Origin of the sequence: Neisseria sp. S1 (assembly GCF_048060015.1) — a bacterium.
In the GTDB taxonomy this organism is placed as follows: Bacteria; Pseudomonadota; Gammaproteobacteria; order Burkholderiales; family Neisseriaceae; genus Neisseria; species Neisseria arctica.
Genome location: NZ_JBLUPI010000007.1, coordinates 39,922 through 63,203, shown reverse-complemented (window position 1 = coordinate 63,203; position 23,282 = coordinate 39,922). Strand labels below are relative to the sequence as shown.

18 protein-coding genes and 1 pseudogene are annotated in these 23,282 nt (G+C 48.1%); 10 read left to right on the top strand and 9 right to left on the bottom strand.

The features are described 5' to 3' along the window. Positions 1-214: 214 nt before the first annotated feature. On the top strand, positions 215-1,357 hold the full coding sequence (locus ACEPPX_RS06775; protein WP_416623441.1) for an endonuclease/exonuclease/phosphatase family protein: 1,143 nt from the start codon (positions 215-217) through the stop codon (positions 1,355-1,357). 199 nt (positions 1,358-1,556) lie between these two features. Here the strand turns inward: ACEPPX_RS06775 and ACEPPX_RS06770 are convergent, their stop codons facing one another. From ACEPPX_RS06770 to ccoG, 3 genes are all read right to left on the bottom strand, one after another. Further along, positions 1,557-3,836, bottom strand: coding sequence for an NADP-dependent malic enzyme (locus ACEPPX_RS06770; RefSeq protein WP_047760708.1), 2,280 nt, complete (start codon positions 3,834-3,836; stop codon positions 1,557-1,559). Positions 3,837-4,033: 197 nt separating this feature from the next. Beyond that, positions 4,034-4,597: a FixH family protein gene (locus ACEPPX_RS06765; RefSeq protein ID WP_416623440.1), complete on the bottom strand. Its 564-nt coding sequence runs from the start codon at positions 4,595-4,597 to the stop codon at positions 4,034-4,036. Between the two features lie 2 nt (positions 4,598-4,599). Then, complete coding sequence (gene ccoG, locus ACEPPX_RS06760) at positions 4,600-6,027, bottom strand: cytochrome c oxidase accessory protein CcoG (RefSeq protein ID WP_416623439.1); 1,428 nt, start codon at positions 6,025-6,027, stop codon at positions 4,600-4,602. A 227-nt stretch (positions 6,028-6,254) separates the two neighbouring features. On the opposite strand from ccoG, the gene ACEPPX_RS06755 reads away from it, so the two are divergent. After that, complete coding sequence (locus ACEPPX_RS06755) at positions 6,255-7,562, top strand: aminotransferase class I/II-fold pyridoxal phosphate-dependent enzyme (protein WP_416623438.1); 1,308 nt, start codon at positions 6,255-6,257, stop codon at positions 7,560-7,562. Positions 7,563-7,640: 78 nt separating this feature from the next. Here the strand turns inward: ACEPPX_RS06755 and ACEPPX_RS06750 are convergent, their stop codons facing one another. The 4 genes from ACEPPX_RS06750 to ACEPPX_RS06735 form a co-directional block, all read right to left on the bottom strand. Then, a complete protein-coding gene (locus ACEPPX_RS06750; protein WP_416623437.1) occupies positions 7,641-8,153 on the bottom strand; it encodes a TPM domain-containing protein in 513 nt (170 codons plus the stop codon). Then, positions 8,153-9,043: a TPM domain-containing protein gene (locus tag ACEPPX_RS06745; RefSeq protein ID WP_416623436.1), complete on the bottom strand. Its 891-nt coding sequence runs from the start codon at positions 9,041-9,043 to the stop codon at positions 8,153-8,155. The genes ACEPPX_RS06750 and ACEPPX_RS06745 overlap by 1 nt, the downstream gene beginning before the upstream one ends. 171 nt (positions 9,044-9,214) lie before the next feature. Next, a complete protein-coding gene (locus tag ACEPPX_RS06740; RefSeq protein WP_416623435.1) occupies positions 9,215-9,538 on the bottom strand; it encodes a YnfA family protein in 324 nt (107 codons plus the stop codon). 61 nt (positions 9,539-9,599) lie between these two features. Continuing rightward, entirely contained in the window at positions 9,600-10,190 is a 591-nt protein-coding gene (locus ACEPPX_RS06735) for a LemA family protein (protein WP_047760713.1), read from the bottom strand. Positions 10,191-10,589: 399 nt separating this feature from the next. On the opposite strand from ACEPPX_RS06735, the gene rfbD reads away from it, so the two are divergent. The 6 genes and pseudogenes from rfbD (at position 10,590) to ACEPPX_RS06705 (ending at position 17,152) form a co-directional block, all read left to right on the top strand. Further along, on the top strand, positions 10,590-11,456 hold the full coding sequence (gene rfbD / locus ACEPPX_RS06730; RefSeq protein ID WP_416623434.1) for a dTDP-4-dehydrorhamnose reductase: 867 nt from the start codon (positions 10,590-10,592) through the stop codon (positions 11,454-11,456). Positions 11,457-11,831: 375 nt separating this feature from the next. Then, the gene (locus ACEPPX_RS06725; RefSeq protein WP_047760715.1) at positions 11,832-12,956 is read left to right on the top strand and encodes an ABC transporter ATP-binding protein; all 1,125 of its coding nucleotides are present in this window, start codon (positions 11,832-11,834) and stop codon (positions 12,954-12,956) included. A 16-nt stretch (positions 12,957-12,972) separates the two neighbouring features. Then, complete coding sequence (locus ACEPPX_RS06720) at positions 12,973-13,950, top strand: ABC transporter permease subunit (protein WP_047760716.1); 978 nt, start codon at positions 12,973-12,975, stop codon at positions 13,948-13,950. Next, entirely contained in the window at positions 13,950-14,843 is an 894-nt protein-coding gene (locus ACEPPX_RS06715; protein WP_047760717.1) for an ABC transporter permease subunit, read from the top strand. The genes ACEPPX_RS06720 and ACEPPX_RS06715 overlap by 1 nt, the downstream gene beginning before the upstream one ends. 237 nt (positions 14,844-15,080) lie before the next feature. Next, positions 15,081-16,385: pseudogene (locus ACEPPX_RS06710) on the top strand (NAD(P)/FAD-dependent oxidoreductase). Then, positions 16,382-17,152 carry a hypothetical protein gene (locus tag ACEPPX_RS06705; RefSeq protein ID WP_416623433.1) on the top strand — a complete coding sequence of 257 codons (771 nt, stop codon included), beginning with the start codon at positions 16,382-16,384 and terminating at the stop codon, positions 17,150-17,152. The pseudogene ACEPPX_RS06710 and the gene ACEPPX_RS06705 overlap by 4 nt, the downstream one beginning before the upstream one ends. A 369-nt stretch (positions 17,153-17,521) precedes the next feature. On the opposite strand, the gene ACEPPX_RS06700 is transcribed toward ACEPPX_RS06705, so the two are convergent. Continuing rightward, complete coding sequence (locus ACEPPX_RS06700) at positions 17,522-19,468, bottom strand: autotransporter domain-containing protein (protein ID WP_416623432.1); 1,947 nt, start codon at positions 19,466-19,468, stop codon at positions 17,522-17,524. A gap of 247 nt (positions 19,469-19,715) precedes the next feature. Then, positions 19,716-21,062: an argininosuccinate synthase gene (gene argG, locus ACEPPX_RS06695; RefSeq protein WP_416623431.1), complete on the bottom strand. Its 1,347-nt coding sequence runs from the start codon at positions 21,060-21,062 to the stop codon at positions 19,716-19,718. Between the two features lie 147 nt (positions 21,063-21,209). Between argG and ACEPPX_RS06690 the strand changes: the two genes are divergently transcribed. Next, entirely contained in the window at positions 21,210-22,004 is a 795-nt protein-coding gene (locus ACEPPX_RS06690; protein ID WP_416623430.1) for a competence/damage-inducible protein A, read from the top strand. A gap of 57 nt (positions 22,005-22,061) precedes the next feature. After that, positions 22,062-23,246, top strand: a complete 1,185-nt coding sequence (dapC, locus tag ACEPPX_RS06685) for a succinyldiaminopimelate transaminase (protein ID WP_416623429.1) — start codon at positions 22,062-22,064, stop codon at positions 23,244-23,246. The last annotated feature ends 36 nt before the right edge of the window (positions 23,247-23,282 follow it).

The following is a 23,282-nucleotide window of genomic DNA, read 5'->3' as shown; positions in this document are numbered from 1 at the left end:
TTTTTTAATCAATCATAAATTTTCTAAGCGATTCAACTAAAAAGCCTACTTATCCACAAAGCGTACACAAGGGAACAAACAGCTTATCGGAATAAGTTTGCCGTCGAAGTCTTAATCGGCTATATTGAAAAAGGCTGTTGAAAACGATATGCCATCTGAAAATCCAAGCCATACCCGACAACAACCGCCTGCTTTTGTTTGATCATTCTTTACTATGACTGAACTAACCGCTACCGATTGGTTACTACTCGCCCTTCTGATGCTGCCGGTAATTACCACTTTATTACCGCTATGTAAGCACCCCCATTGGGTATTTCGTATTTTTGACTTTCCCCGCCTGCAAATTGCAGCCGTCAGCCTTTTATGCGTAATACTCAACTGGCTGCTACGCCCTACCGATTATTGGTTATTCAATGTTTTTGAAGTTATCAATCTGGCTTGTTTTCTCTACCAACTTAAAGCAATCTCCGCCTATACCCGTCTCACCCGACCTGAAGTATTACAATACCTCGGGCCCGATAACGAACATACTATTTCCCTGCTCACCAGCAATGTGCTCACCCCAAACCGGCGTACCGATTTGCTATTGGCGCAAATACGCCGACACCAGCCCGATGTTGTTCTAACACTGGAAACCGATATATGGTGGGAAAAGCAATTGTCCCCTCTCGAAACCGATATGGGCTACACCTATACGGTTAAAATCCCACTCGACAATCTTTACGGTATGCACTTATACAGCCGTCTGCCGCTACGCGATGTAGAAATCCGCCATTGGGTGGCAGAAAATATCCCTTCGATTGCCGCCGGTTTGCAACTGCGCTCCGGCCAATGGATTCGTATTTACTGTTTACATCCGATGCCGCCAAGCCCTACCGAAGCAGATACCGCTACCGACCGCGATGCCGAGCTACTGTTAGTCGGCAGGGAAATCGGTCGCAATAACCATTCCGTATTAGTATTCGGCGACCTGAATGATGTCGCATGGTCCCGCACTTCGCAATTATTCCAACAAATCAGCGGACTTCTCGACCCCCGCAAAGGCCGCGGGCTATACAATACCTTTCATGCCAGCTACCCACTGCTGCGCTGGCCTCTCGACCATATTTTCCACAGCAACGATTTCATGATGAGTGAAATTAAAGTTTTGCCTTCGATCGGTTCCGACCATTTCCCCGTATACGGTAAATTCCAATTCTCGCCGGCCGCCGAAATGCTTCAAGAAGAAAGCCTGCCTGATGAGGACGATAAGCAGGAAGCCGCCGAAAAAATCGCCGAGGCCGAACCCTTAAAAGAGGTAGTCGGCGAGAAATACACACATAACCAACCGAAAGAACAATCGAAAAACAAATTTTAAGCCGACTAAACAAAATTGTTTGGAATAAAAAGATAGGCTCTGTTATTCCAACCGATACATCGACTCCAGGCGGCTCCCGGCTGGAAATACAGCATTTCTTCATCAAGCCTAACACTACAACAAATATTTCAAATCGGCACCTAATAAAATAAAGGCCGTCTGAAAATTTCAGACGGCCTTACTGGTTCTAAGAAACTAATTACAAACGTTGGGCATCCACAGCCGCCAACGCAATCATGTTCACAATGCGGCGTACGGTTGAAATCGGCGTTACGATATGAGCCGGCTTATTCAAACCCATCAAAATCGGGCCGACAGTGATACCGTTGGAAGAGTGTACACGCAAGAGGTTGTAACTGATATTGGCGGCCTCTACCCCCGGCATTACCAATAAGTTAGCCGAACCGCTAAGCGTGGTTTCGGGGAAGATTTTTTTGCGCATCACTTCGTCCATCGCCACATCGGCCTGCATCTCACCATCCACTTCCAATTCGGGATCGGCAGCACGGATAAGCTCCAAAGCTTTCTGCATCTTCAGTGTATCTTTATCCACATGCGAACCGTAGTTGGAATTAGATACCAATGCCACCTTCGGTTTAATACCGAAACGCTTCATTTCTTGGGCGCACATAATCGTACCCTTGGCAAGCTGTTCGGCGGTCGGCTCATGGTTTACATAAGTATCTGCGATAAAATAGTTGCCTTTATTAGAAATCAACGCATTCATGGCAAAGGCGTCTTTTTCGGGATTGTTATAGCCGATCACCTCTTCCATGATGGTGAAATGGTCGCGGAAGCGGCCCATCGTACCGCACACCAGGCCGTCTGCATGACCCAAACGCACCATTAGCGCTCCGATCAACGTACTGTTGGCACGAACGCGGCGGCGGGCCATTTCTTCGGTTACACCCTTACGCTGGCGCAGTTTGTAATATTCTCTCCAGCTTTCCTCAAAATAAGGATTTTGGTGCGGATCGATAACGGTAAAATCCTTACCTGCTTGGATTGTTAAGCCTTGAGACTGCAAACGCTCCTCAATCGCTTCCAAGTTACCTACCAAAATCGGGAAAGCCAGTTTTTGCGTTGCCACTTGTTGGGCGGCATGCAAAATACGCTCGTCTTCACCTTCGGTTAATACAATACGCTTGATTTCTTTCTTAGCCTGATTGAATACCGGACGCATAAACAGGCTGGTTTTATAAACGCTTTGTGTCAATTTTTCAACATAAGCATCCATATCGGTAATCGGGCGCGTTGCCACTCCCGAATCCATGGCAGCTTGTGCAACGGCCGGTGCGATTTTGGCAATCAGGCGCGGGTCGAAAGGTTTGGGAATCAGATATTCCGGGCCAAAAGTAAGCTCTTCGCCGCCGTATGCGCCCGCCACTACATCACTGGCTTCGGCCAAAGCAAGATCCGCAATCGCGCGCACGCAAGCCAATTTCATTTCTTCGTTGATCGTCGTCGCACCCACATCCAGCGCACCGCGGAAAATAAAGGGGAAACACAATACATTGTTAACTTGATTTGGGAAATCAGAGCGCCCCGTACCGATTACCACATCAGGGCGGGCAGCTTTGGCTTCTGGCGGCCAAATTTCCGGCTGGGGATTGGCCAAGGCAAATACGATTGGCTGGTCATTCATCGTTTTGAGCATTTCGGTGCTCAAAACATTGGGACCCGATAAACCTAAGAAAATATCTTTACCCGGAACCGCATCTCCCAATACGCGCTGACCGTTGTCGGCAATGGCGTATTGTTTTTTAGATTCGTCCATGCGGTCTTTGTCTTCACGGGTTTGGTAGATCACGCCTTTCGAATCGCATACGGTGATATTTTCACGCTTCATACCCAAAGCAACCAACAGGTTCAAACAGGCAATCGCCGCTGCGCCCGCACCCGAGCAAACCAATGTTGCCTCTTCGATTTTTTTGTTAACAACGCGCAAGCCGTTCAATACGGCGGCTGCGGTAATGATGGCAGTACCGTGTTGGTCATCGTGAAATACGGGAATATTACAGCGCTCGCGCAGCTTTTTCTCAATGTAAAAACATTCGGGCGCTTTGATATCTTCAAGATTGATACCACCGAAAGTAGGTTCGAGCGAGGCGATGATATCAACTAATTTATCAGGATCGGTTTCATTGACTTCGATATCGAATACGTCGATACCGGCGAATTTTTTAAACAGTACGCCTTTACCCTCCATAACCGGCTTACCTGCCAGCGCACCGATATTACCTAAACCCAATACGGCGGTACCGTTGGAAATTACGGCAACCAAATTACCACGCGCGGTATATTTGTACGAAGCCAGAGGGTCGTTGTAAATTTCCATACAAGGCGCGGCAACACCGGGCGAATAGGCCAAAGAAAGGTCATACTGAGTACCCAGCGGCTTTGTCGGCGCAACTTGGATTTTACCGGGGGTTGGAAATTCGTGAAAATGAAGGGCTGCTTCTTTGATTAAATCGTCCATGCTTTTCGTATCCTGATAATTGGCTGGCTGTTTGACAATACCGTCTGCATATCCCAACGGTGAAAATAAGGTTATAAAGCAGCAATGTTATCATGTGTAACTGCCGCCGCATACAACCAATAAATAAAAAGGCCGTCTGAAAGAAATATTTTTCAAACGGCCCTGATTAAAACCAATAAAAATAATACTGTTAAAGCTTAGTTGGCAGAGCTGACCGCAGGGGCCAGCAGTTTGTCCATAGGCTTCAGACTAATTGCATTGCCCTGACTAACCAACCATTTGTCTTCTACGCGCCAAATCCCGCCCGCATCCTCTACACGCACATACCAGTGGTGGGTTTGCGGCAAAGGCTTGAATACTGCGTTATATTCATATTTTCCGCCCGAGGCCACCCCCTCTTGGACAGGCTGTAGTTTTACGGTTTGATCCCCTGCTTTGCGTGCCGGATGCATCAACAGCAAATTCAGAGGCTGTTTGGGATCGAAATCACCGCTTACAAAAACTTTTGCACTATCGAAACCCGGGCTTACCAATACTTGGGCATGAATATTACGCTTATATGCCTCTTCATCACGGTGAAGCTGGATATCAATATGCTTGCCGTCTTTATAGTAATCATCGCTCACCAAATCTACGGAATTGCTTCGGGCGATATACAAGGTGATAAAAGCAGCCACTACTACAATAGCAGGGCCGCTCATAAGAATCCAAGGCCAGGGTTCTTTATACCAAACCTTGGATTTTTGCTGCTCTTTAGCCAATATTACTCTCCGATAAAAGATGCTTTTTCAGTAATGGTGCGAAATTCAGATTCATCATCTGTCTCGTGGTAACGGAAGGTAAACTCAATCGGATGGCTGCCTTTATCCGCATATTCAGGAATGGTAGAAACCTGAACGGGAATAGTGATGGTATCGTTTCCCGGAATACGCACCCCCTCTTCTGGCAGGCCGGTAAGGGCGATATCTTCAAAACCGCTTACGCTGGCTTTGAGCACCTGTTCGTCTTCACTGGAGTTGATAATGCGCAGATTATAAGCATTTTCCAACCAACCCGCTTTATTTTCACGCACCATCACGCCACGGTCTTTGATAATGTCGATACGCAACGCTTCGCGGGTAGAGATTCCGAACAACCACGCTGCCACGGCGATAAATAAAACAGCACCATAACCCAACACACGCGGGCGCAGCAAGCGTTTTTTGATATCTTTATCTGTATATTCGTGCTTAAGCACGCTTTCGGTGGTATAGCGTATCAGGCCGCGCGGATAGTTCATTTTATCCATGATTTCATCACAAGCATCAATACAAGCGGCACAACCGATGCACTCGTATTGCAAACCATCCCGGATATCAATACCTACGGGGCATACCTGAACACACATCGTACAGTTGATACAATCGCCCAAAGGCGTTTCTTCGCGGCTGACATTTTTCTTACGGGCGCCGCGTGGTTCGCCGCGCTCCTCATCATAAGAAATAATCAATGTATCGTGATCGAACATGGCACTTTGGAAACGCGCATACGGGCACATGTATTTACACACTTGCTCGCGCATAATATGTGCAAATAAGAAAGTCATGAAGCCGTAAAAAGCAGCCGCAAACAATGCGCCCCCGCTGATACTGAAATCAAACAGGCTTGGAATCAGCTCCCGGATAGGGGTAAACCAACCGGCAAATGTCAACCCTGTCCATGCGCACACTAAAAAAATCAACAGATACTTTGTGGCTTTAATACGGATTTTACGAAAATTCCACGGCTCTTTTTCAAGCTTCAAACGCTTGTTACGGTCGCCTTCTACCAAATGGTCTATCCACAACATAATTTCGGTGTAAACGGTTTGAGGACAGGCATAGCCGCACCATAAGCGCCCCGCCAACGTTGTCCACCAAAACAAACCGAATGCACAAATAATCAGCAACCCGGCCAGATAAATTAAATCACCCATGCCCAGCGACAAACCGAAAATATAAAAATGACGGTCGGGAATATCAAACAGCACCATCTGCCGGCCGCCCCAGTTAAACCAAGGCAAAACATAAAATACAAACTGCGTGGCTAAAATCGCCAAAATACGCAAATTGGCAAAGCGTCCCTTCGCCAACTTCGGATGAATACGCTTACTGCCTTGATAAAGCTGGATAACCTGCTCTTTCGGCTGTTTGGATTGCGGCTCGGTTGACATAGTTTGTATTCCTTAATTATTCATAATAATTGAATTATTCATAATAATTGGCTCCGCCCGGCGGAATTGCAATTGCATTGTACGGTTCTTTCAGACGGCCTCAAATATATACATCAACACAATTTGATATATATGAAAGCATTGGGGTTATGCCATCTGAAAACGCTTGCCAAATATTGAAAAGTAGGTTAGATTTTATTGTACTAGAACAATATTAATTTTGTGTTATGCAATTAAAACCGAAAGGCAACAGTGCTGTCAACATCGCCGCCTCAATCGAAGAACTCGTCCGTACCGAAGCGTGGCCGCCGGGCTACAAACTTCCGACCGTGCGCGCACTGGCAAGCGAACTCAACGTTAATCCCAACACGGTCTCAGCCGCTTATAAACAATTACGGGATGCCGGCATTATCCAAACAGATGGCCGCCGAGGCAGCTTTGTACCCGAAAAAACGGCAGCCCACTATCCCGAAATGGCAATTCCGGCAGGCTTGGTGGATTTAGCCAGCGGCAATGTAGACCGCCGGTTATTGCCCGTTCTTACCCCCGAGCTAACCGAAGGTTACACACTGGCTACGGATGTCGGCAGTCATGGCGACAGCAGTGATTTAGTGGATTTTGCCCGCCGATGGCTGGATGCCCGCTGCGGAATCAAGCACGAACCGTATCTTTTTTTCGGTACACTCGATATTATCGAACGCGCCCTGACCCAGCGTTGCATGCCCGGTGCGAAAGTCCTCATCGAAGACCCTTGCTGGCCACCGGCCCTCGCACTGATTAACCATCTGCGCCTGCAAGCCGTACCACTTGTACTCGATAGCGAAGGTGCAAAAATACCTGATGAAAACGATTTGGCAGGTGCCTCGGCCGTTATCCTTACAGCACGCGCGCACAGCCCAACCGGCATTTGCTACAGTGCTTCTCGCTGGCGGGCATGGCAGCAAGCTTTAAGCCGCCATACGGCTCTTTTAATCGTAGACGACCATTGGGGGGCACTCAGCCACCAAACCTTTCACGGCATGGAAGGATTTCAAAACGAATGGATTTATTCTACGTCGACCAGTAAATTCCTCGGCACTGATTTCCGTATCGCTATCGCAACAGGTAATACGCCCATTCTGAGTGCTATGAAAATACGCTTTACCCTCGGTCCGAGATGGATAAGCAAATTATTGCAACACATGGCACTGCATATTTGGAGAAACTTCACTCCTTCACGTTTAAATGAAATTGCAGAAAGTTACAGCCGGCGGCGTACCTGTTTGTTAGAAAGCCTCCGCCGCCACAATATTCATTTACCCTACCATCCCGAAACCGGAGAAGGTATGCATATTTGGCTGCCCGTTAGCAACGAACCTCATGTCATCCAATCTCTTGCGGCAAAAGGCTGGGCGGTACAAAGCGGTTCTCCTTTTACCATTCGGAAACAATCCGCCATCCGCATTACCATCAGTAATCTCAATTTATCGGAATGCGAGCTACTGGCCGATGATATTGCCGCCGCACTTGCAAGCAGCAACCGCAGTATTTATTAAAAATATAAAAAACAGGCCGTCTGAAATTTTCAGACGGCCTGTTTTTTATATTAAAACGGGATACCGAAGCAACCGTTATCAACGCAATATCACATCGTTAGAAAGCTCGTTGACATCGCTGTCCGGCTGTTGTGGAAAATGCCGAACCAAAATCGTGCCGATATCGCGCAATCCCAACCGTAATCCGGAAATGAAATCACCGCCACGGAAATGCAACAACATATTGTCGCACACCCGGCGCCACTCACTTTCCGGTACTTTTGCCGCAATCCCGCGATCCGCTACGATTTCAACCGCATGATCGGCAAAAGAAACATACACCAACACCCCGCTGTTAGACATGGTATCCCACACACCCAACTCGCCAAACCATTGCCATGCCCGAGTACGCGTATCTATGCCTTTTAATACATCGGCGCTATCATAACCGGACTCGATCACAAATCGGATTTCACCCGAGTGGGCCAGTTCGGATTTGCCGATTTCATCACTGAGCTTCTTTAATTCGGATGAAGGGAAATACCGTTCGACACGCCAGCGGGGATGCAGCCAATGCTGCCATAAACGTTTAAATCTATTTTTTTCCTGCATTACCAACCTCCCGATGCACCGCCGCCGCCAAAACCACCGCCGCCGCCGCTGAATCCGCCACCGCCGCCAAAGCCGCCGCCCCCTCTAAAACCTCCTCCGCTGTGCCAACCGCCGCCACGCATCGGTCCGCCGCCTCCTGAAATAAATGTCCCGCTGCCAAGCGCAAACACCAGCACTGCGCCTGCAACAGCAGCCAGAACGGCAATAATCACGCCCCAGCCCAAAAACCAAGCCAGGCCGAACAATGCACCTCCGGTAAACAAACTGCCCAAAATCCGCCCAAATACTGCTTTTAAGAAGCCGCCGATAACAAACGGAAAGATCAGCAGAAACATCAGGCTGCTACCCTCTTCTTGCACATCATATCCGGTACTAGTGTGTACGGGAGGAGGTAGCTCTTCACCTGCAATCAGTTTTTCAATCTGAGCCACAGCCGCATAAATACCTTGATCGGTTTGACCCCGTTGCAAATACGGACGTAAAACATCTTCCAAGATACGTTTGGCATAAACATCAGGAATGGCACCTTCCAAGCCGCGCCCCACTGCCAAATGGGTTTTTCGCTCGTCGCGCACCAACAGCAACAACACGCCATCACTAACATCTTTGCGCCCCGGAGCCCATGCTTCCATAACTCTGGCCGCATAATCAAAAGGAGTTTCAGGAGCAATGGTAGGAACCGTCAACACAACAATCTGGCTGCCTTTGTCACGACTATATTGGGTAAGGTGCGTATTAAGCTGCACCCGTGCCTCGGGCTGCATCATCTGCGCACTGTCCATAACGGGTGCTGTAAGCGGCGGTATCGCTGCCAAATCGGCGGCAAATAATCCTATACTGGTCAGCAACACTGCCAGAAAAGTGCCGAAACGTTGGATATTCAATAGCATACTTTTCCCTAAATAAACCAAGCATACGCGGTTTAAGACTACATACACGGAATAACCGAACCCGCTCTCGCATTGTTTTAAAGCAGCTTTAAAAGAAAATAATTTTAAGTTGCCGTTTTCAAACAGTCGGCAAGAAGGCTGAAAATAACCGCTGATATTACCTTGGCGGTTTTATGTTTTCGCCCCCATCATAATGACGACCATTCCACTCAAACACAGCGCAGCCCCGAGCAAATCGGTTGCCGTAGGGCGAACGCCATCTATCTGCCACAGCCACAATAAAGCGGCACACACATAAACCGCACCATAAGCCGCATACACTCTACCGCTGGCAGTTGGGTGCAAAGTCAATAACCAGGCAAACAACGCCAAACTTACAACCGCCGGCACCAACAGCCAAGATGAACCTTGCTGCCGCAGCCAAACATAAGGCAGGTAACAGCCTATAATCTCAGCTAAAGCTGTAACCGCAAATAAAAACAATGTTTTCAACATACGGAATTTTCAGACGGCCTATAAAAGGTTGGGCCGTCTGAATAAACACTAACCTAGAAAGTCAGAAAGAAACTTTCGGAGCATTGGAAACGGCGGCTTCATTTTCTACGCTGAAATTGGCGCGGACCTTCATGCCGAAAATTTTTGCCGTAATGTTTTGCGGGAATTGGCGCAAAGTCGTGTTATAAGTTTGCACCGCTTTGATATAATTGTTACGCGCCAAAGAAATCCGGTTTTCCGTACCTTCCAATTGTGCCTGCAAATCACGGAAGTTTTGATCGGCCTTCAATTGGGGGTAGTTTTCAGAAACCACCAACAAACGTGAAAGCGCACTGCTCAGCTCTCCTTGAGCCTGTTGGAACTGTTTGATTTTCTCCGGATCGGTAGCGTCTTCGGCAGTCAGTTGAATGCTGCCTACCTTACTGCGCGCCTCGGTTACTTGGGTAAATACCTCTTGCTCATGCGTGGCATAACCTTTTACCGTATTCACCAAATTCGGAATTAAATCGGCACGGCGCTGGTATTGGTTTAAAACTTCCGACCAAGCTCCATTAGCCGCCTCATCTTGGGCCTGCATAGTGTTATAACCGCAACCGCTCAAACTAAATAAAGACAACATCACCGCAACCGCGGCCAACCATTTTTTCAACATTTTTAGAACACTCCGTTCAAATCAAACAAAATCTTACCGCTTCAACGGCAAACGCAATTTCATACCGTCTATTGAAACATACCTGATTGAGTATAGCCCAAAGCCGAACTATTACAAAACAAAGTCATCGTAACAATAAATAATTATCTTAAACACAACACGTTTTTCAACTTTCGCCCCTATTAATTTTCACCCCTATCGGAATATTTCAAAAAATCAAATAATTTCGTGTAATTTATACGGCTTGTTTTATAATGGAAACAATCATGCCGTCTGAAATCACCATATCCGGCACAGCTGTCAACAGCCTAGCGGCGCCGCTGCCCACTTAATAACAATCAGGCACGGGCTATCGGCACTTGCATTCAAATAACGAACAACAACCCAAGGAAATGACTCATGAGAATTCTGCTCACCGGATCCAAAGGCCAACTCGGCCGCTGCATCAAAGACCGTCTGCCCGAAGATTGGGAATTGATTGCCGCCGACTCTGCCACACTCGACATTACCGATGCCGCCGCCGTTCTCAATATGGCGCAAAACTTCCAACCCGATGCAATCATCAATGCAGCGGCTTATACTGCCGTAGATAAAGCCGAAAGCGAAAGTGCCAAAGCCTTTGCCGTAAATGCGCGCGCCGTATATAACTTAGCTGCCGCAGCCCGTACCGTACACGCCCGCTTCGTGCACATTTCAACCGATTACGTCTTTAGCGGCAACAATAAAGTTCCCTATACCGAAAGTGATGTTCCTGATCCCCAAAGCGTTTACGGCCGATCAAAATTAGCCGGCGAGCTGCTGGCATTATCCGAACACTCCGCCAGCGTGGTTATTCGCACTTCATGGGTATTTAGCGAATACGGCCAAAATTTCGTGAAAACTATGCTGAAAGCAGCTCAAGAGCGTGGAGACTTGCATATAGTTAACGATCAGATCGGCACGCCCACTTACGCCGGCGATTTGGCACAAACCATCCTTACCATGCTGCAACAGTCAGACTTTCCCCGTGGTATTTATCATTACTGTGGCGACAAGCCCGCCTCTTGGTATGACTTTGCCTGCACGATTTTCGAAACTGCCGCTTTACAGGATCCGACGCAACAACCTCCCCGAATCCATGCCATCGACAGCAGCGGCTTTCCCACTCCTGCCGCCCGCCCTGCCTACAGTGTGCTGGACTGCAACAAAATTCAAAACACCTTAGGCATTATCCCTGCCGACTGGCAAAAATCACTAGCTGGTGTTTTATTGAAATTACAGGCCTAAAACCATCCCAATCCGACATTTGGCGCGCTTTGCTTTACAGCAACGCGCCTTTTACATATCCGCACACATACTCCCAACCGGATTTAGATCTCTTGTAAAAAAGTATTTGAAATACATTTCAGCGTACCTAAAAATACGACCTTCCCTCATTAAAAGCCGCCCGACAATGCAAAACAATTCTTCTAACCAAGAAATACCAACATTAAGCCAATTTTATATTGCCCCGAAAAGCCATAGCCTAATATAATTACAAGTTTGTAATTCAACTGTACATAACCTGCTGCCCGTGCGCTTTTCCAGCAAGCAAACAGCTTTTTATCACCCTATAAAAAATGCCGCATACGGCATTTTGCTACTTAACCGGAGCATTCGCCCATGACCGCAACCGCTGCCTCTTCCGCCGCGCCCTACCTGCAAATCCAAGGGCTGGTGAAAAAGTTTGGTGACAATTACGCTGTCGACCATATCGACCTCGATATCTACAAACATGAAATATTCGCCCTACTCGGCAGCTCAGGCTGCGGCAAATCAACTTTGCTGCGTATGCTTGCGGGCATGGAAACGCCTACACAAGGAAAAATCATCCTCGACGGGCAAGACATTACCAAACTGGCCCCGTACGACCGGCCGATTAATATGATGTTCCAAAGCTACGCCCTCTTCCCGCACATGACGGTAGAGCAAAATATTGCCTTCGGCCTCAAGCAAGACAAAATGCCGAAAGACGAAATCGCCGCCCGCGTAGAAGAAATGTTGCGCTTGGTTCAAATGACCAAATTTGCAAAACGTAAACCGCACCAGCTTTCAGGCGGCCAACAACAACGCGTCGCATTGGCCCGCAGCTTGGCCAAACGCCCGAAAATCCTGTTGCTTGACGAACCATTAGGCGCCCTCGATAAAAAATTGCGCCAGCAAACACAACTCGAGTTGGTAAACACGCTTGAACAAGTCGGCGTTACCTGCATTATGGTTACCCATGACCAAGAAGAAGCCATGACTATGGCAACCCGTATTGCCATTATGTCCGAAGGCCAATTGCAACAAGTCGGTACCCCAAGCGACGTGTACGACTTCCCTAACAGTCGTTTTACCGCCGAATTTATCGGCGAAACCAATATCTTCGAAGGTACGGTAACGGAAGACCATGCCGATTACGCCGTCATCCACTGCCCCGAGCTGGAAAATCCCGTGCGCATCGACCACGGCTTAGGCGGCCCAACCGAGCAAGATTTATGGTTGAGTATCCGCCCTGAGGATATCGACCTATATAAAGAAAAACCCGAACACTTGGGCGAGTTCAACTGGGCGCGCGGTACGGTTAAAGAAATTGCCTATCTCGGCAGCTTTGCTACCTATCACGTTGAGTTGGAAAACGGCCGCATCATAAAAAGCCAAGTTCCTGCACCGTATTGGTATGTACGCAATATCACACCGCCTACTTGGGACGAAACCGTGTACATGAGCTGGCCTGCAAACCAGCCTACCCCGCTCACCCGCTAAATAAAGGGCAAGCCCAATGGATTTTCCTAAACTCAAAAGCAAGCTTCACTTTAAGCCCAGCCGCGGCCTGGTTATCGGCATACCTTATATCTGGTTGCTAGTGTTGTTTTTGATTCCCTTTGCGATTGTATTGAAAATCAGTTTTGCCGAGCAGGAATTGGCTATTCCGCCCTACTCGCCCCTGATCACCACCGACCCCGACATGGGCCGTCTGAATATCGCATTGAGCTATCAAAACTATGCGGATATTTTCCAAAACTTCTGGTCTACGCTCAGCCAAATGCTGAATCCGTTTACCGAAGGGCGCGGCAATAATATTTATCTCCTGACTTATTGGCTTTCTATCAAAACCGCGCTGACGACAACCATTATCTGTCTGCTGCTCGGCTACCCGATTGCTTATGCAATTTCCCGTGCCAACCCTTCTATCCGCAACGGCTTGTTATTGGCTATCATGCTGCCCTTTTGGACATCTTTCCTGTTGCGCGTTTATGCATGGATGGGGTTACTCGGCCACAACGGCATCATTAATAACATGCTGATGAAATACGGCGTTATCAGCCAACCGTTGGATTTGTTCTACAATGCTTTCTCGCTCAACTTGGTTATGGTATATGCCTACCTGCCGTTTATGATTCTGCCGCTTTATACCCAGCTGGTAAAACTTGACGGCCGCTTACTTGAAGCCGCATCTGATCTTGGAGCCGGCCCGATCAAATCTTTTCTCACTATTACTCTGCCGCTTTCGAAAACAGGCATTATCGCAGGGTCGATGCTGGTGTTCGTACCTGCCGTCGGTGAATTTGTGATTCCCGAACTGGTAGGCGGCCCGGAAAATCTGATGATCGGTAAAGTATTGTGGCAGGCATTCTTTGACCAAAACAACTGGCCATTGGCTTCCGCCGTTGCCGTTATCATGGTATTGCTGCTGGTCGTGCCTATTGTGCTGTTCCACCGCTATGAAAACCGCGAACTTGAAGAAGGAGCGAAATAATGCAGGGTCACAAACTCTCCTGGTTCTTAAAGCTGATGCTGTTTATCGGCTTGGCGTTCCTTTACATTCCCTTGGTCGTACTGGTCATTTATTCGTTTAACGAATCCAAACTGGTAACCGTATGGGGTGGTTTTTCGACCAAATGGTATAGCGAACTGCTACAAAACAGCACTATTCTGGAAGCGGCCTGGCTCTCGCTTCGCATTGCATTGGTTTCGTCTTTTGCTGCCGTTATTTTGGGTACACTGGCCGGCTATGCTCTCGCGCGTATCAAGCGCTTCCGCGGCAGTACTCTGTTTGCAGGTATGGTATCTGCGCCGATGGTAATGCCTGACGTTATTACCGGCCTATCAATGCTGCTGCTGATTATCCAAGTGCAAATGTTCCTGCAAAACAGCGAACTGCTCAGTTTCCTGTATTTTGACCGGGGCTTTTTCACCATTTTTCTCGGTCACACCACTTTATGCATGGCCTATATCACCGTGGTCATCCGCTCACGTCTGATTGAATTGGATCAATCTCTAGAAGAGGCAGCAATGGACTTGGGCGCCCGTCCATTGAAGATTTTCTTCGTGATTACCCTGCCTCTGATTGCTCCTGCTATCGCATCGGGCTTTTTATTGGGTATTACCCTTTCGTTGGATGATTTGGTAATTACTTCGTTCCTATCCGGCCCGGGATCTTCCACATTGCCGCAAGTGATTTTCTCAAAAATCAAACTCGGCCTTGATCCGCAGATGAACGTATTGGCCACTATCTTCATCACCATCGTAGGCAGCTTGGTCATCCTTATCAATTACTATATGATGCGCCAAACTACGAAGCGGGAACGGGAAGCGGCCGAAGCTTACCGCCAAGAAAAATTAGCGCTTGAAAAAGCCAATCAGGCATAAAAATACAGGCCGTTTCAAAACGGCCTGTATTTTTATTAAGTGTTTACAAAAACATGCAGACGATTTTCCAATTTAATTCTATAATCAACCAACCATCAAATTTGTATTTATACCTCTCAAACCATACTTGTTATTTGTATTAATACCTGCTTCAGACCGTTTTCAGACGGCCTCGGTTTTCCACTTCAAAATATCGGTGCCGTCTGAAAACAGTTTGCCGACAACAACTTTATTTTTATGCGAACTCCGGCTTCAAAAGACTCCACCTCCTCTTATTACCACCACAGCATTATCTCACCACCCCGATACCCTCAACTAAAAGAGCATATTGAAGTCGGTACATGTATTGTCGGCGGCGGACTATCAGGCTTATGTACTGCGCTACCGCTGGCTGAAAACGGCTATAGTGTCGCGCTCATCGAGGCTGCCCGTATCGGCTCGTGAGCATCCGGGCACAGCGGCGGGCAAATCCTCAGCGATTATGCCTGCGGAATGGGAACCTTAGAAAGGCAGGCCGGCAGCGAACGCGCCCTGTGGTTTTGGCAACAATCACTGGCAGCAGTCGAGTTGGTAGACGAACGTATCCGTAAATACCGTATCGAATGTGATTGGACACGAGGCTATGCCACCGTTGCCATCCGCCCCCGTCATTTAGAAGCCTTAGAAGAGTGGCAGGAAAAAGCCCGCCGCCAATATGGCATTACCCATCTGGAAATGTGGGATAAAACCGCCCTTCAACAACAACTCGCCAGCGAGCGCTATCTCGGCGGCCTATATGATCCTCTTTCAGGGCATCTTCACCCGCTCAACTATACTTTAGGCATTGCTCGTGCCGCAGCCGCTTCGGGAGCGCATATATATGAAAACACCCCCTTCATCAGCATGGAGCCTGCTTTCGGAGGTTGGCTGATACACACTCCCGCGGCTACCATTCAATGCGACAACGTTGTGTTGGCAGTTAATACATTTGCCGGCAAAAACCGTAACCGCGCATTCCGACGTCTAGACCGTAAAGCCCTATCGGTCAGCACTTTCATGATTGCCACTGAACCTTTAGGTACTACCGCGCAAACGCTTATCCGAAATAATATGGCCGTATGCGATAACCGCTACATTCTCGATTACTACCGCCTCAGCGCTGACGGAAGGCTACTCTTCGGAGGGAAAGACAGTGAATTCATCCACGATCCGCAACGCATGACCCAAGCGGTCCGCCGTGATATGCTGAAAGTTTTTCCGCAACTCGAAAATGCACGCATCGACTTTTCATGGGGAGGAGATTGTGATATTACTCCCAATCTTACTCCGCATTTTGGCCGCCAAGCAGCCAACCTCTACTTTTTGCAAGGCTACTGTGGCCACGGCATGGCCATTACAGGCATTGCAGGCCTGGCTGTTGCCGAGGCGATATTAGGCGACAACAGCCGCCTGCAGCCTTTTGAACAGCTCCGCCACAGAAGTATTCCCGGAGGCAAGCCTCTACGTAAAGCCGCATCATTTGTCGGCTCTTCCTACTACCGTTTTCAAGATGCCCGCCGATGACAGACTATACCGCTGAACTCAACTGCCTACTTGCCACACAATCCGCCACCATTGCCCACCATATTCTTGCAGACGGGCTAAATGTATGGGTACGCAAAACCGGCAAAACCATTCCCCAATGGCGCTACACCCTACTCAGTATTCTTTCCCGCTCATTAAATTTGGGTGCACTGCAACCGGTTCCGAATCCGGGCGGGCGGGCGGCACTGAAAATTGAAGCGCGTCGTTTGCGTCAACTCAGCCGGCATCATATCCGCGTTCCGCGCCTTTTGGCAGAAGCCGACAACGGATTGATGTTCACCCATATCGGCGATCATACCTTGCTTCACTACATCGAAAACAGCCCCGACCGCCTTGAGTATTGGCAACAAGGCCTGGATGCCATCAATAACGTGCACAAGCAAAACCAATATCTCAGCCAAGCATTCGCCCGCAATATGATCGTTTGCGAGGACGGTATCATCGGCTTTATCGACTTTGAAGATGATCCGGGTGATTATCTGACTATAGAGCGCTGCCAAAGCCGCGATTACCTTTGCTATCTGCACTCTACCGCTATCTGGCTGAGAAAGCACAATCTACTAAACCAAGCCTCTGCTATTTGGCAGCAACATCAGAATACCCTCTCCAACGATATTGCAACCGCAATCAACTCATCTATAAAACCGATAAATTGGATGCGCCACCTACAGGCGCGAAAATGGGGGAGCGACACCCTCCGCCTTTCAGCCCTTGCCGCACTGTTTACACAAAACCCGCCAACCTAAAAATTTTATAACCAAGCAAACGGATAATATGGCGGCCTATCACCAAGGCCGTCTGAAAATCCAATAAGTTTCCAAACAACCCATCTAAAAAAATAAAATTTTAAAATTGCAGCAATTCAAATAAAAAATATCAAATAAAAAATATTTAAACAGCGGTATTAACAAAATAATGCCGTCTGAAACTTTTCAGACGGCATTTGAACGGTGAAATATTGCAGATTATCGATATATCAACTTTATCTGCTTCCGCGCTTCACCAGAGATTTAAAACAGCATTCCCGCACCTACCTGCACCGAAGTATTACTGCTGCCTTCACGGGCAAAATCTCGCCCCAAGGCAGTGTGGAAACGCAAGCGCTCCTTAGGTTGTCATACCACGCCCAGCTGGCCGTTGATCCAGCTGCGGTCTTCATTGGCTACAGGCAAAGTAAAACTGCTACCGTTTAAAGTGGCCGTTACCTGTTGTTGGTTATTTTTCCACTCTTTCACCCAACGCACATTGGCAAACGGCGTCAGATTACCTACCGTATGTTTGGCCTCCAAGCCCAAACCACTGCGCAATGAGCGGATATTTTGTTCGGCGAATTGCATCTGTGTCGCTCCGCCGCTTCTCTCGTTTACGGCATTGACTTTACCTGAAGATAGAGTCAAATCTCCCAAAGCCGCAATACGGGTATCACCTTGCCGCCATACATCATAACCGCCGAACAAACCTGCCGACCGTATACGGCCACCGCTTTCGGCCTGCTGGCTAATGCGGTTTTGGCCTAACACGATGCTTCGACGCGTCGTATAATCGGCATCACCGATCTGCAGCAAACCGCCTACCCAAGCACGCGGCATATCATAACGCAAATAAGCCCCGAAATGATGGGCTCTGCCGCCAATCTCGGTTTGACCATAACGGCTGTCTACATTTTGTCTTCCGACCATTACCCCGGCTTGCCATTGCGGATCAAACTGCACCTTTGCACCCGCATAAACAGTCTGCCCGTCATCACCGTTATGATTGTACGCAGCTATCGCATCTAATGTGCGCGGAGGCTGTTTACGGCTTCGGCGGCTTTCCTCTCTGATAAAATCTGCCGCCGCCAAACTACCGGATAAGGCCGTGCGTCCTAACCCTGCTATTTCTTGCGGTGCCTGTAGCGTGCTAAGCAGATAATCGGCCATTATCTGATGTGCTTTCGGTCCTGGGTGGAAACTATCGGCGAACAAGCGGCTATCCGCTTCTGCGGCATTGGCAGGGCTGCATAAAGTTTGCGCAGTACTGCTACTGCAAACCGGAACAGTCGTATTATTAAATCCATAAGCCGCCGGGTTATTTAATATATCGGTGAAAAGTTGGTTGGTATCCAATCGGACAACATTGCCACCGACTTTGCCGACAGCTGTATTGGTTTCATTATTCAAGCGGCCCGTTGCATCCGCCGCACTGGTCGAAAATGTTTGGTATTGAGCCTGCAATCCCGCAGAAAAAGCCGCCTTGCCCACACCTGCCGCCGTCAATGCCGCACCTATAGGCGTAGCATATAATTTTTCAACAGTGTCATTGAGTACCGCAACACGGGCATTTTCAAAGTCTGCTAACGAAGTTTGGTTACTGGCAGCCAGCGAAGCTGAGGCCGCCTGAAATGCTTGGGTAAATTGGTTGGCAACCATACCGGCGGTTGCTGCAGCCTGTTGGCTATCCTGCCCAGCAGTAGTCAAAGTATCGATTACCTGTTTGTTGATGCCCTGTGCGGCCGCTTTGCCGAACAACTCAAATAAAGTAGGCGTATAAACAACATTCGGCACATTCGGCATCACCACCAAATCCACCCCGGCATTTTTCAAACTTTGCAATTGTTTGGCACCGGATTCAGCCGCAGCAGCAATATCTACCGCTGCAGATAAAGCAGGTGAGGTACTACTTTGCGCCCGTTCCAAAATAGCCGCCATATCATTACCTCCGCCCCATAAAATATGCAGAGCATCTTTTTTGACACCGGCGGCCAAATAATTATCTACCTGCGTTTGCAAGGCTAAATTCGGCTGCACGGCGGTACGCTGGCTGTTGCTGCCTACCACAACTCCACCGCTATAAGCATAAGCCGTACCATCGGCTCCTGACGCAACCAATTTGCCGCCCAAAGACTCGGCTACAATTTCATCATATAAACGATGCTGCTGCCCCGTTTCGTCTGTATATGTGGCTTTTAGAGCCCACCCCGGCTGGCCGATATCGCTCAAACTGTCTCCAAATACTACTGTATCTTGAGCAACCGCCCACACCGGCAATGCCGCAATCCATGCTGCAATTAATGTACGCTTCATACTTTCTCCCTCGTTAAATTTTCTTGAATAGTCACTAACTGTCCAAATTAAGACAGCGGTTTAAATAAAAATATTATGTGAATAATAGCAAATACTCTACCATTTATTCCAAATAAATCTAATGATAAAATATTTAACCAAATTATATTAACCACAGATAGTTTATTCCCGTACAGCATAAAATACTAAAAAGGCCGTCTGAAAATTTCAGACGGCCTTTATTTGCAAATTTAATCAATTGTGTACATTATTTCTTATTACCCAATTGCGGCAACACAGAACCTTCACCTAATTGCAATAAGCCTGATTTCGAATAAATACCCAACTTAGCACGGGTATCAACGATATCCAGATTACGCATAGTCAACTGACCGATACGGTCAGCAGGTGTAAAGGCCGCATTTTCTACTTTTTCCATGCTCAGGCGTTCCGGCGCATAAGTGAGATTGGGCGACTCGGTATTCAACAGAGAATAGTCGTTACCGCGGCGCAGTTCCAGCGTTACCTCACCCGTAATGGCACGGGCAACCCAACGCTGTGCAGTTTCGCGCAACATCAGTGCCTGAGAATCAAACCAGCGGCCTTGGTACAGCAAACGTCCCAAACGCAAGCCGTTGATGCGGTATTGCTCAATAGTGTCTTCATTGTGAATACCGGTTACCAACCGCTCATAAGCGATATGTAGCAAAGCCATCCCCGGAGCTTCGTAGATACCGCGTGATTTGGCTTCGATAATGCGGTTTTCGATTTGGTCGCTCATACCCAAACCGTGACGGCCACCAATACGGTTTGCCTCTAAAAATAACGCTACGGGATCAGCGTATTCTTTGCCATTGAGAGCCACCGGCACCCCCTCTTCAAAGCGCACAGTCACTTCTTCGGGTTTGATTTCCACGCTTTCATCCCAGAAAGCCACACCCATAATAGGCTTAACGATTTTAATACCGGTATTCAAAAACTCGAGATCTTTGGCTTCATGAGTCGCACCGAGCATATTCGAATCGGTAGAATAGGCTTTTTCCACCGACATTTTATAATCGAAACCATTGGCAATCAGAAACTCGCTCATTTCCTGACGACCGCCCAGTTCATCGATAAATTGTTGGTCGAGCCATGGTTTATAAATACGCAGATTGGGGTTGGTTATCAGGCCGTAACGGTAAAAACGTTCGATGTCGTTGCCTTTGTAGGTCGAACCGTCGCCCCAGATGTTCACATCATCTTCTTTCATGGCGGCTACCAACATGGTACCGGTAACCGCACGTCCCAACGGCGTGGTGTTGAAATAGGTTACCCCGCCGGTCGACACATGGAACGCACCGCATTGGATAGCGGCAATGCCTTCGTGTGCCAATTGAGTACGGCAGTCTATCAGACGGGCCTCTACCGCACCGTATTCTTTCGCTTTACGCGGAATGGCATCGTAATCTTCCTCATCCGGCTGTCCGAGATTGGCCGTATAGGCATAAGGTTGCACCCCCTTAAGTTTCATCCATAAAAGCGCCGCCGAGGTATCCAAACCGCCCGAAAAGGCGATACCGACTTTTTGGCCGACAGGAAGAGTTTGTAAAATAGTATGATTTTGTGTGCTCATGCTGTTTATTCCGATGCAATACAGGTATGGTTTTCAAAATGGGTTTATTATTGTATGAATCGGCTGATTAGTCCAGTTTTTCCAACTGCATACCTGTTTTCAGACGGCTTCGGCACACTTAGTCTTAAATTATTTAAGGATACCCGCATGTACTTCAACTTAATCATTATCGGCGATGAAATCCTACATGGCAGCCGTACCGACAAACATTTTGCGTTTTTTAAATCACTCTTAGAAAAATACGGATTTAATCTAGGCCAAGTACAATATCTGCCTGATGACCGGCAATGGTTGGCCAAACAGCTGCGCCGTAGTTTTTCAGACGGCCTGCCTACTTTTGTGACCGGAGGCATCGGAGCCACACCGGACGACCATACCCGACAAGCAGCGGCAGAAGCATTAAATACACCTTTAGTGCTGCACGAAGAGGCCTCTGCCCTGATTGAAAAAGTTTCTCTGCAACGGGGCGATAGTCTTGACTCCGCAACCCACCTCCAACGGTTGAAAATGGCGGAGTTTCCCAAAGAATCCACATTAATTCCAAACCGTTACAACCAAATCGCCGGTTTCTCTATCCGCCAACATTACTTCCTGCCCGGTTTCCCCGTAATGGCGCATCCGATGGCTGAATGGGTATTGTCAACATACTATGCGCAATATTTCCATAAACGCAAAAATTGCCAACGCCAAATATATTTATTTGACATTGCCGAGTCTAAGCTCGTCCCACTGATGCATGAAATCGAAGCAATCTATCCCGGCATCCGCACTTTCAGTCTGCCAAGCGTAGGCAAACCGGACGGTGCAGGCAGATTTCAACAACCACATATCGAGTTTGGCCTAAAAGCCGAAAACACTGCCTGCGAATCCATTAATGACGCATGGACATATACACTCGACAAACTGCAAGCATTAGGTGTTCGAATATTGGCAAACCACTAAAACAGCAAATAGTGTTAACATTAAACCGTTTTATCCTATCTGATTTGAATTTTCGCTATGAATCCTTTACTAAGCCAGCTCAAGCCCTACCCTTTTGCCCGCCTACGCGAAGCCATGCAAAACTGTAATGCGCCCGAAGGTATCAAACCTATTCCCCTGCATATAGGCGAACCCAAACATCCGACCCCTAAAGTGATTACCGATGCGCTGACAGAAGCCCTGCCGGAGCTTTCCGCCTACCCGCTTTCTGCCGGCCTGCCGGAATTGCGGCAAGCCTGTGCCGATTGGGCGGCCAGACGCTATAACGGCTTGCAGCTCGACCCTGACACTGAAATCCTGCCTGTATTAGGCAGCCGCGAAGCTTTATTTTCATTTGCGCAAGTAGTGTTGGCACACAAAGATGACAAACAGGCCGTTATCAGCCCCAATCCGTTTTATCAAATTTACGAAGGAGCTGCTTTTTTAGGTGGAGCGGATATTGTTTTCGCAAACTGTAATGCCCCGCGCTTTCTGCCGCAATGGTCGCAAATCAGCGAATCAGATTGGCAGCGTGCCGCCTTGGTGTTCGTTTGCTCTCCGAATAATCCCAGCGGCAGCGTGATGCAGAAAGAAGACTGGGAGGAACTCTTCAACCTGCAAGACCGCTATGGTTTTGTCATTGCTTCTGACGAATGCTATTCGGAAATCTATTTCAACGGCAACAAACCTATCGGATGTCTACAAGCCGCAGCAGAGCTAGGCCGAAGCAATAAAGGCATTGTGATGTTTACCAGCTTGTCCAAACGTTCGAACGTTCCCGGCCTTCGTTCAGGTTTTGTAGCCGGAGATGCTGAATTATTAAAAGCTTTTCTGCTTTACCGGACTTATCACGGCAGTGCCATGAGCATTCCGGTCCAACGTGCCAGCATTGCTGCTTGGAATGACGAAGCGCATGTTGAAGAAAACCGCCGCCTATACCAAGAAAAATTCGATAAAGTCTTGCCGATATTACGCCAATCTTTTGATGTAAATATGCCTGATGCGTCATTTTATTTATGGTTAAAGGTACCCGGAGGCGATGATTTGGCCTTTGCCAAAAATTTATGGGAGAAAGCAGCTATCCAAGTATTGCCGGGCCGCTTTTTAGCTAGGGATGGTGTTGACGGCAACCCCGGCGAAGGCTATGTCCGTATTGCGCTGGTCGCCGGCGTAGAAGAATGTGTAGCAGCGGCAGAAACTATCGCACGCCTTTATCGCATATAATTTTTGGGGCTTGTCGGCAATAACAAAACCATATAA

Excerpts from the sequence above, each read along its gene's own strand:
- ACEPPX_RS06775 (WP_416623441.1), top strand. The coding sequence starts at position 215 with ATGACTGAACTAACCGCTACCGATTGGTTACTACTCGCCCTTCTGATG.
- ACEPPX_RS06770 (WP_047760708.1), bottom strand. The coding sequence starts at position 3,836 with ATGGACGATTTAATCAAAGAAGCAGCCCTTCATTTTCACGAATTTCCA.
- ccoG (WP_416623439.1), bottom strand. The coding sequence starts at position 6,027 with ATGTCAACCGAGCCGCAATCCAAACAGCCGAAAGAGCAGGTTATCCAG.
- ACEPPX_RS06755 (WP_416623438.1), top strand. The coding sequence starts at position 6,255 with ATGCAATTAAAACCGAAAGGCAACAGTGCTGTCAACATCGCCGCCTCA.
- ACEPPX_RS06750 (WP_416623437.1), bottom strand. The coding sequence starts at position 8,153 with ATGCAGGAAAAAAATAGATTTAAACGTTTATGGCAGCATTGGCTGCAT.
- ACEPPX_RS06745 (WP_416623436.1), bottom strand. The coding sequence starts at position 9,043 with ATGCTATTGAATATCCAACGTTTCGGCACTTTTCTGGCAGTGTTGCTG.
- ACEPPX_RS06740 (WP_416623435.1), bottom strand. The coding sequence starts at position 9,538 with ATGTTGAAAACATTGTTTTTATTTGCGGTTACAGCTTTAGCTGAGATT.
- ACEPPX_RS06735 (WP_047760713.1), bottom strand. The coding sequence starts at position 10,190 with ATGTTGAAAAAATGGTTGGCCGCGGTTGCGGTGATGTTGTCTTTATTT.
- rfbD (WP_416623434.1), top strand. The coding sequence starts at position 10,590 with ATGAGAATTCTGCTCACCGGATCCAAAGGCCAACTCGGCCGCTGCATC.
- ACEPPX_RS06725 (WP_047760715.1), top strand. The coding sequence starts at position 11,832 with ATGACCGCAACCGCTGCCTCTTCCGCCGCGCCCTACCTGCAAATCCAA.
- ACEPPX_RS06720 (WP_047760716.1), top strand. The coding sequence starts at position 12,973 with ATGGATTTTCCTAAACTCAAAAGCAAGCTTCACTTTAAGCCCAGCCGC.
- ACEPPX_RS06715 (WP_047760717.1), top strand. The coding sequence starts at position 13,950 with ATGCAGGGTCACAAACTCTCCTGGTTCTTAAAGCTGATGCTGTTTATC.
- ACEPPX_RS06705 (WP_416623433.1), top strand. The coding sequence starts at position 16,382 with ATGACAGACTATACCGCTGAACTCAACTGCCTACTTGCCACACAATCC.
- ACEPPX_RS06700 (WP_416623432.1), bottom strand. The coding sequence starts at position 19,468 with ATGAAGCGTACATTAATTGCAGCATGGATTGCGGCATTGCCGGTGTGG.
- argG (WP_416623431.1), bottom strand. The coding sequence starts at position 21,062 with ATGAGCACACAAAATCATACTATTTTACAAACTCTTCCTGTCGGCCAA.
- ACEPPX_RS06690 (WP_416623430.1), top strand. The coding sequence starts at position 21,210 with ATGTACTTCAACTTAATCATTATCGGCGATGAAATCCTACATGGCAGC.
- dapC (WP_416623429.1), top strand. The coding sequence starts at position 22,062 with ATGAATCCTTTACTAAGCCAGCTCAAGCCCTACCCTTTTGCCCGCCTA.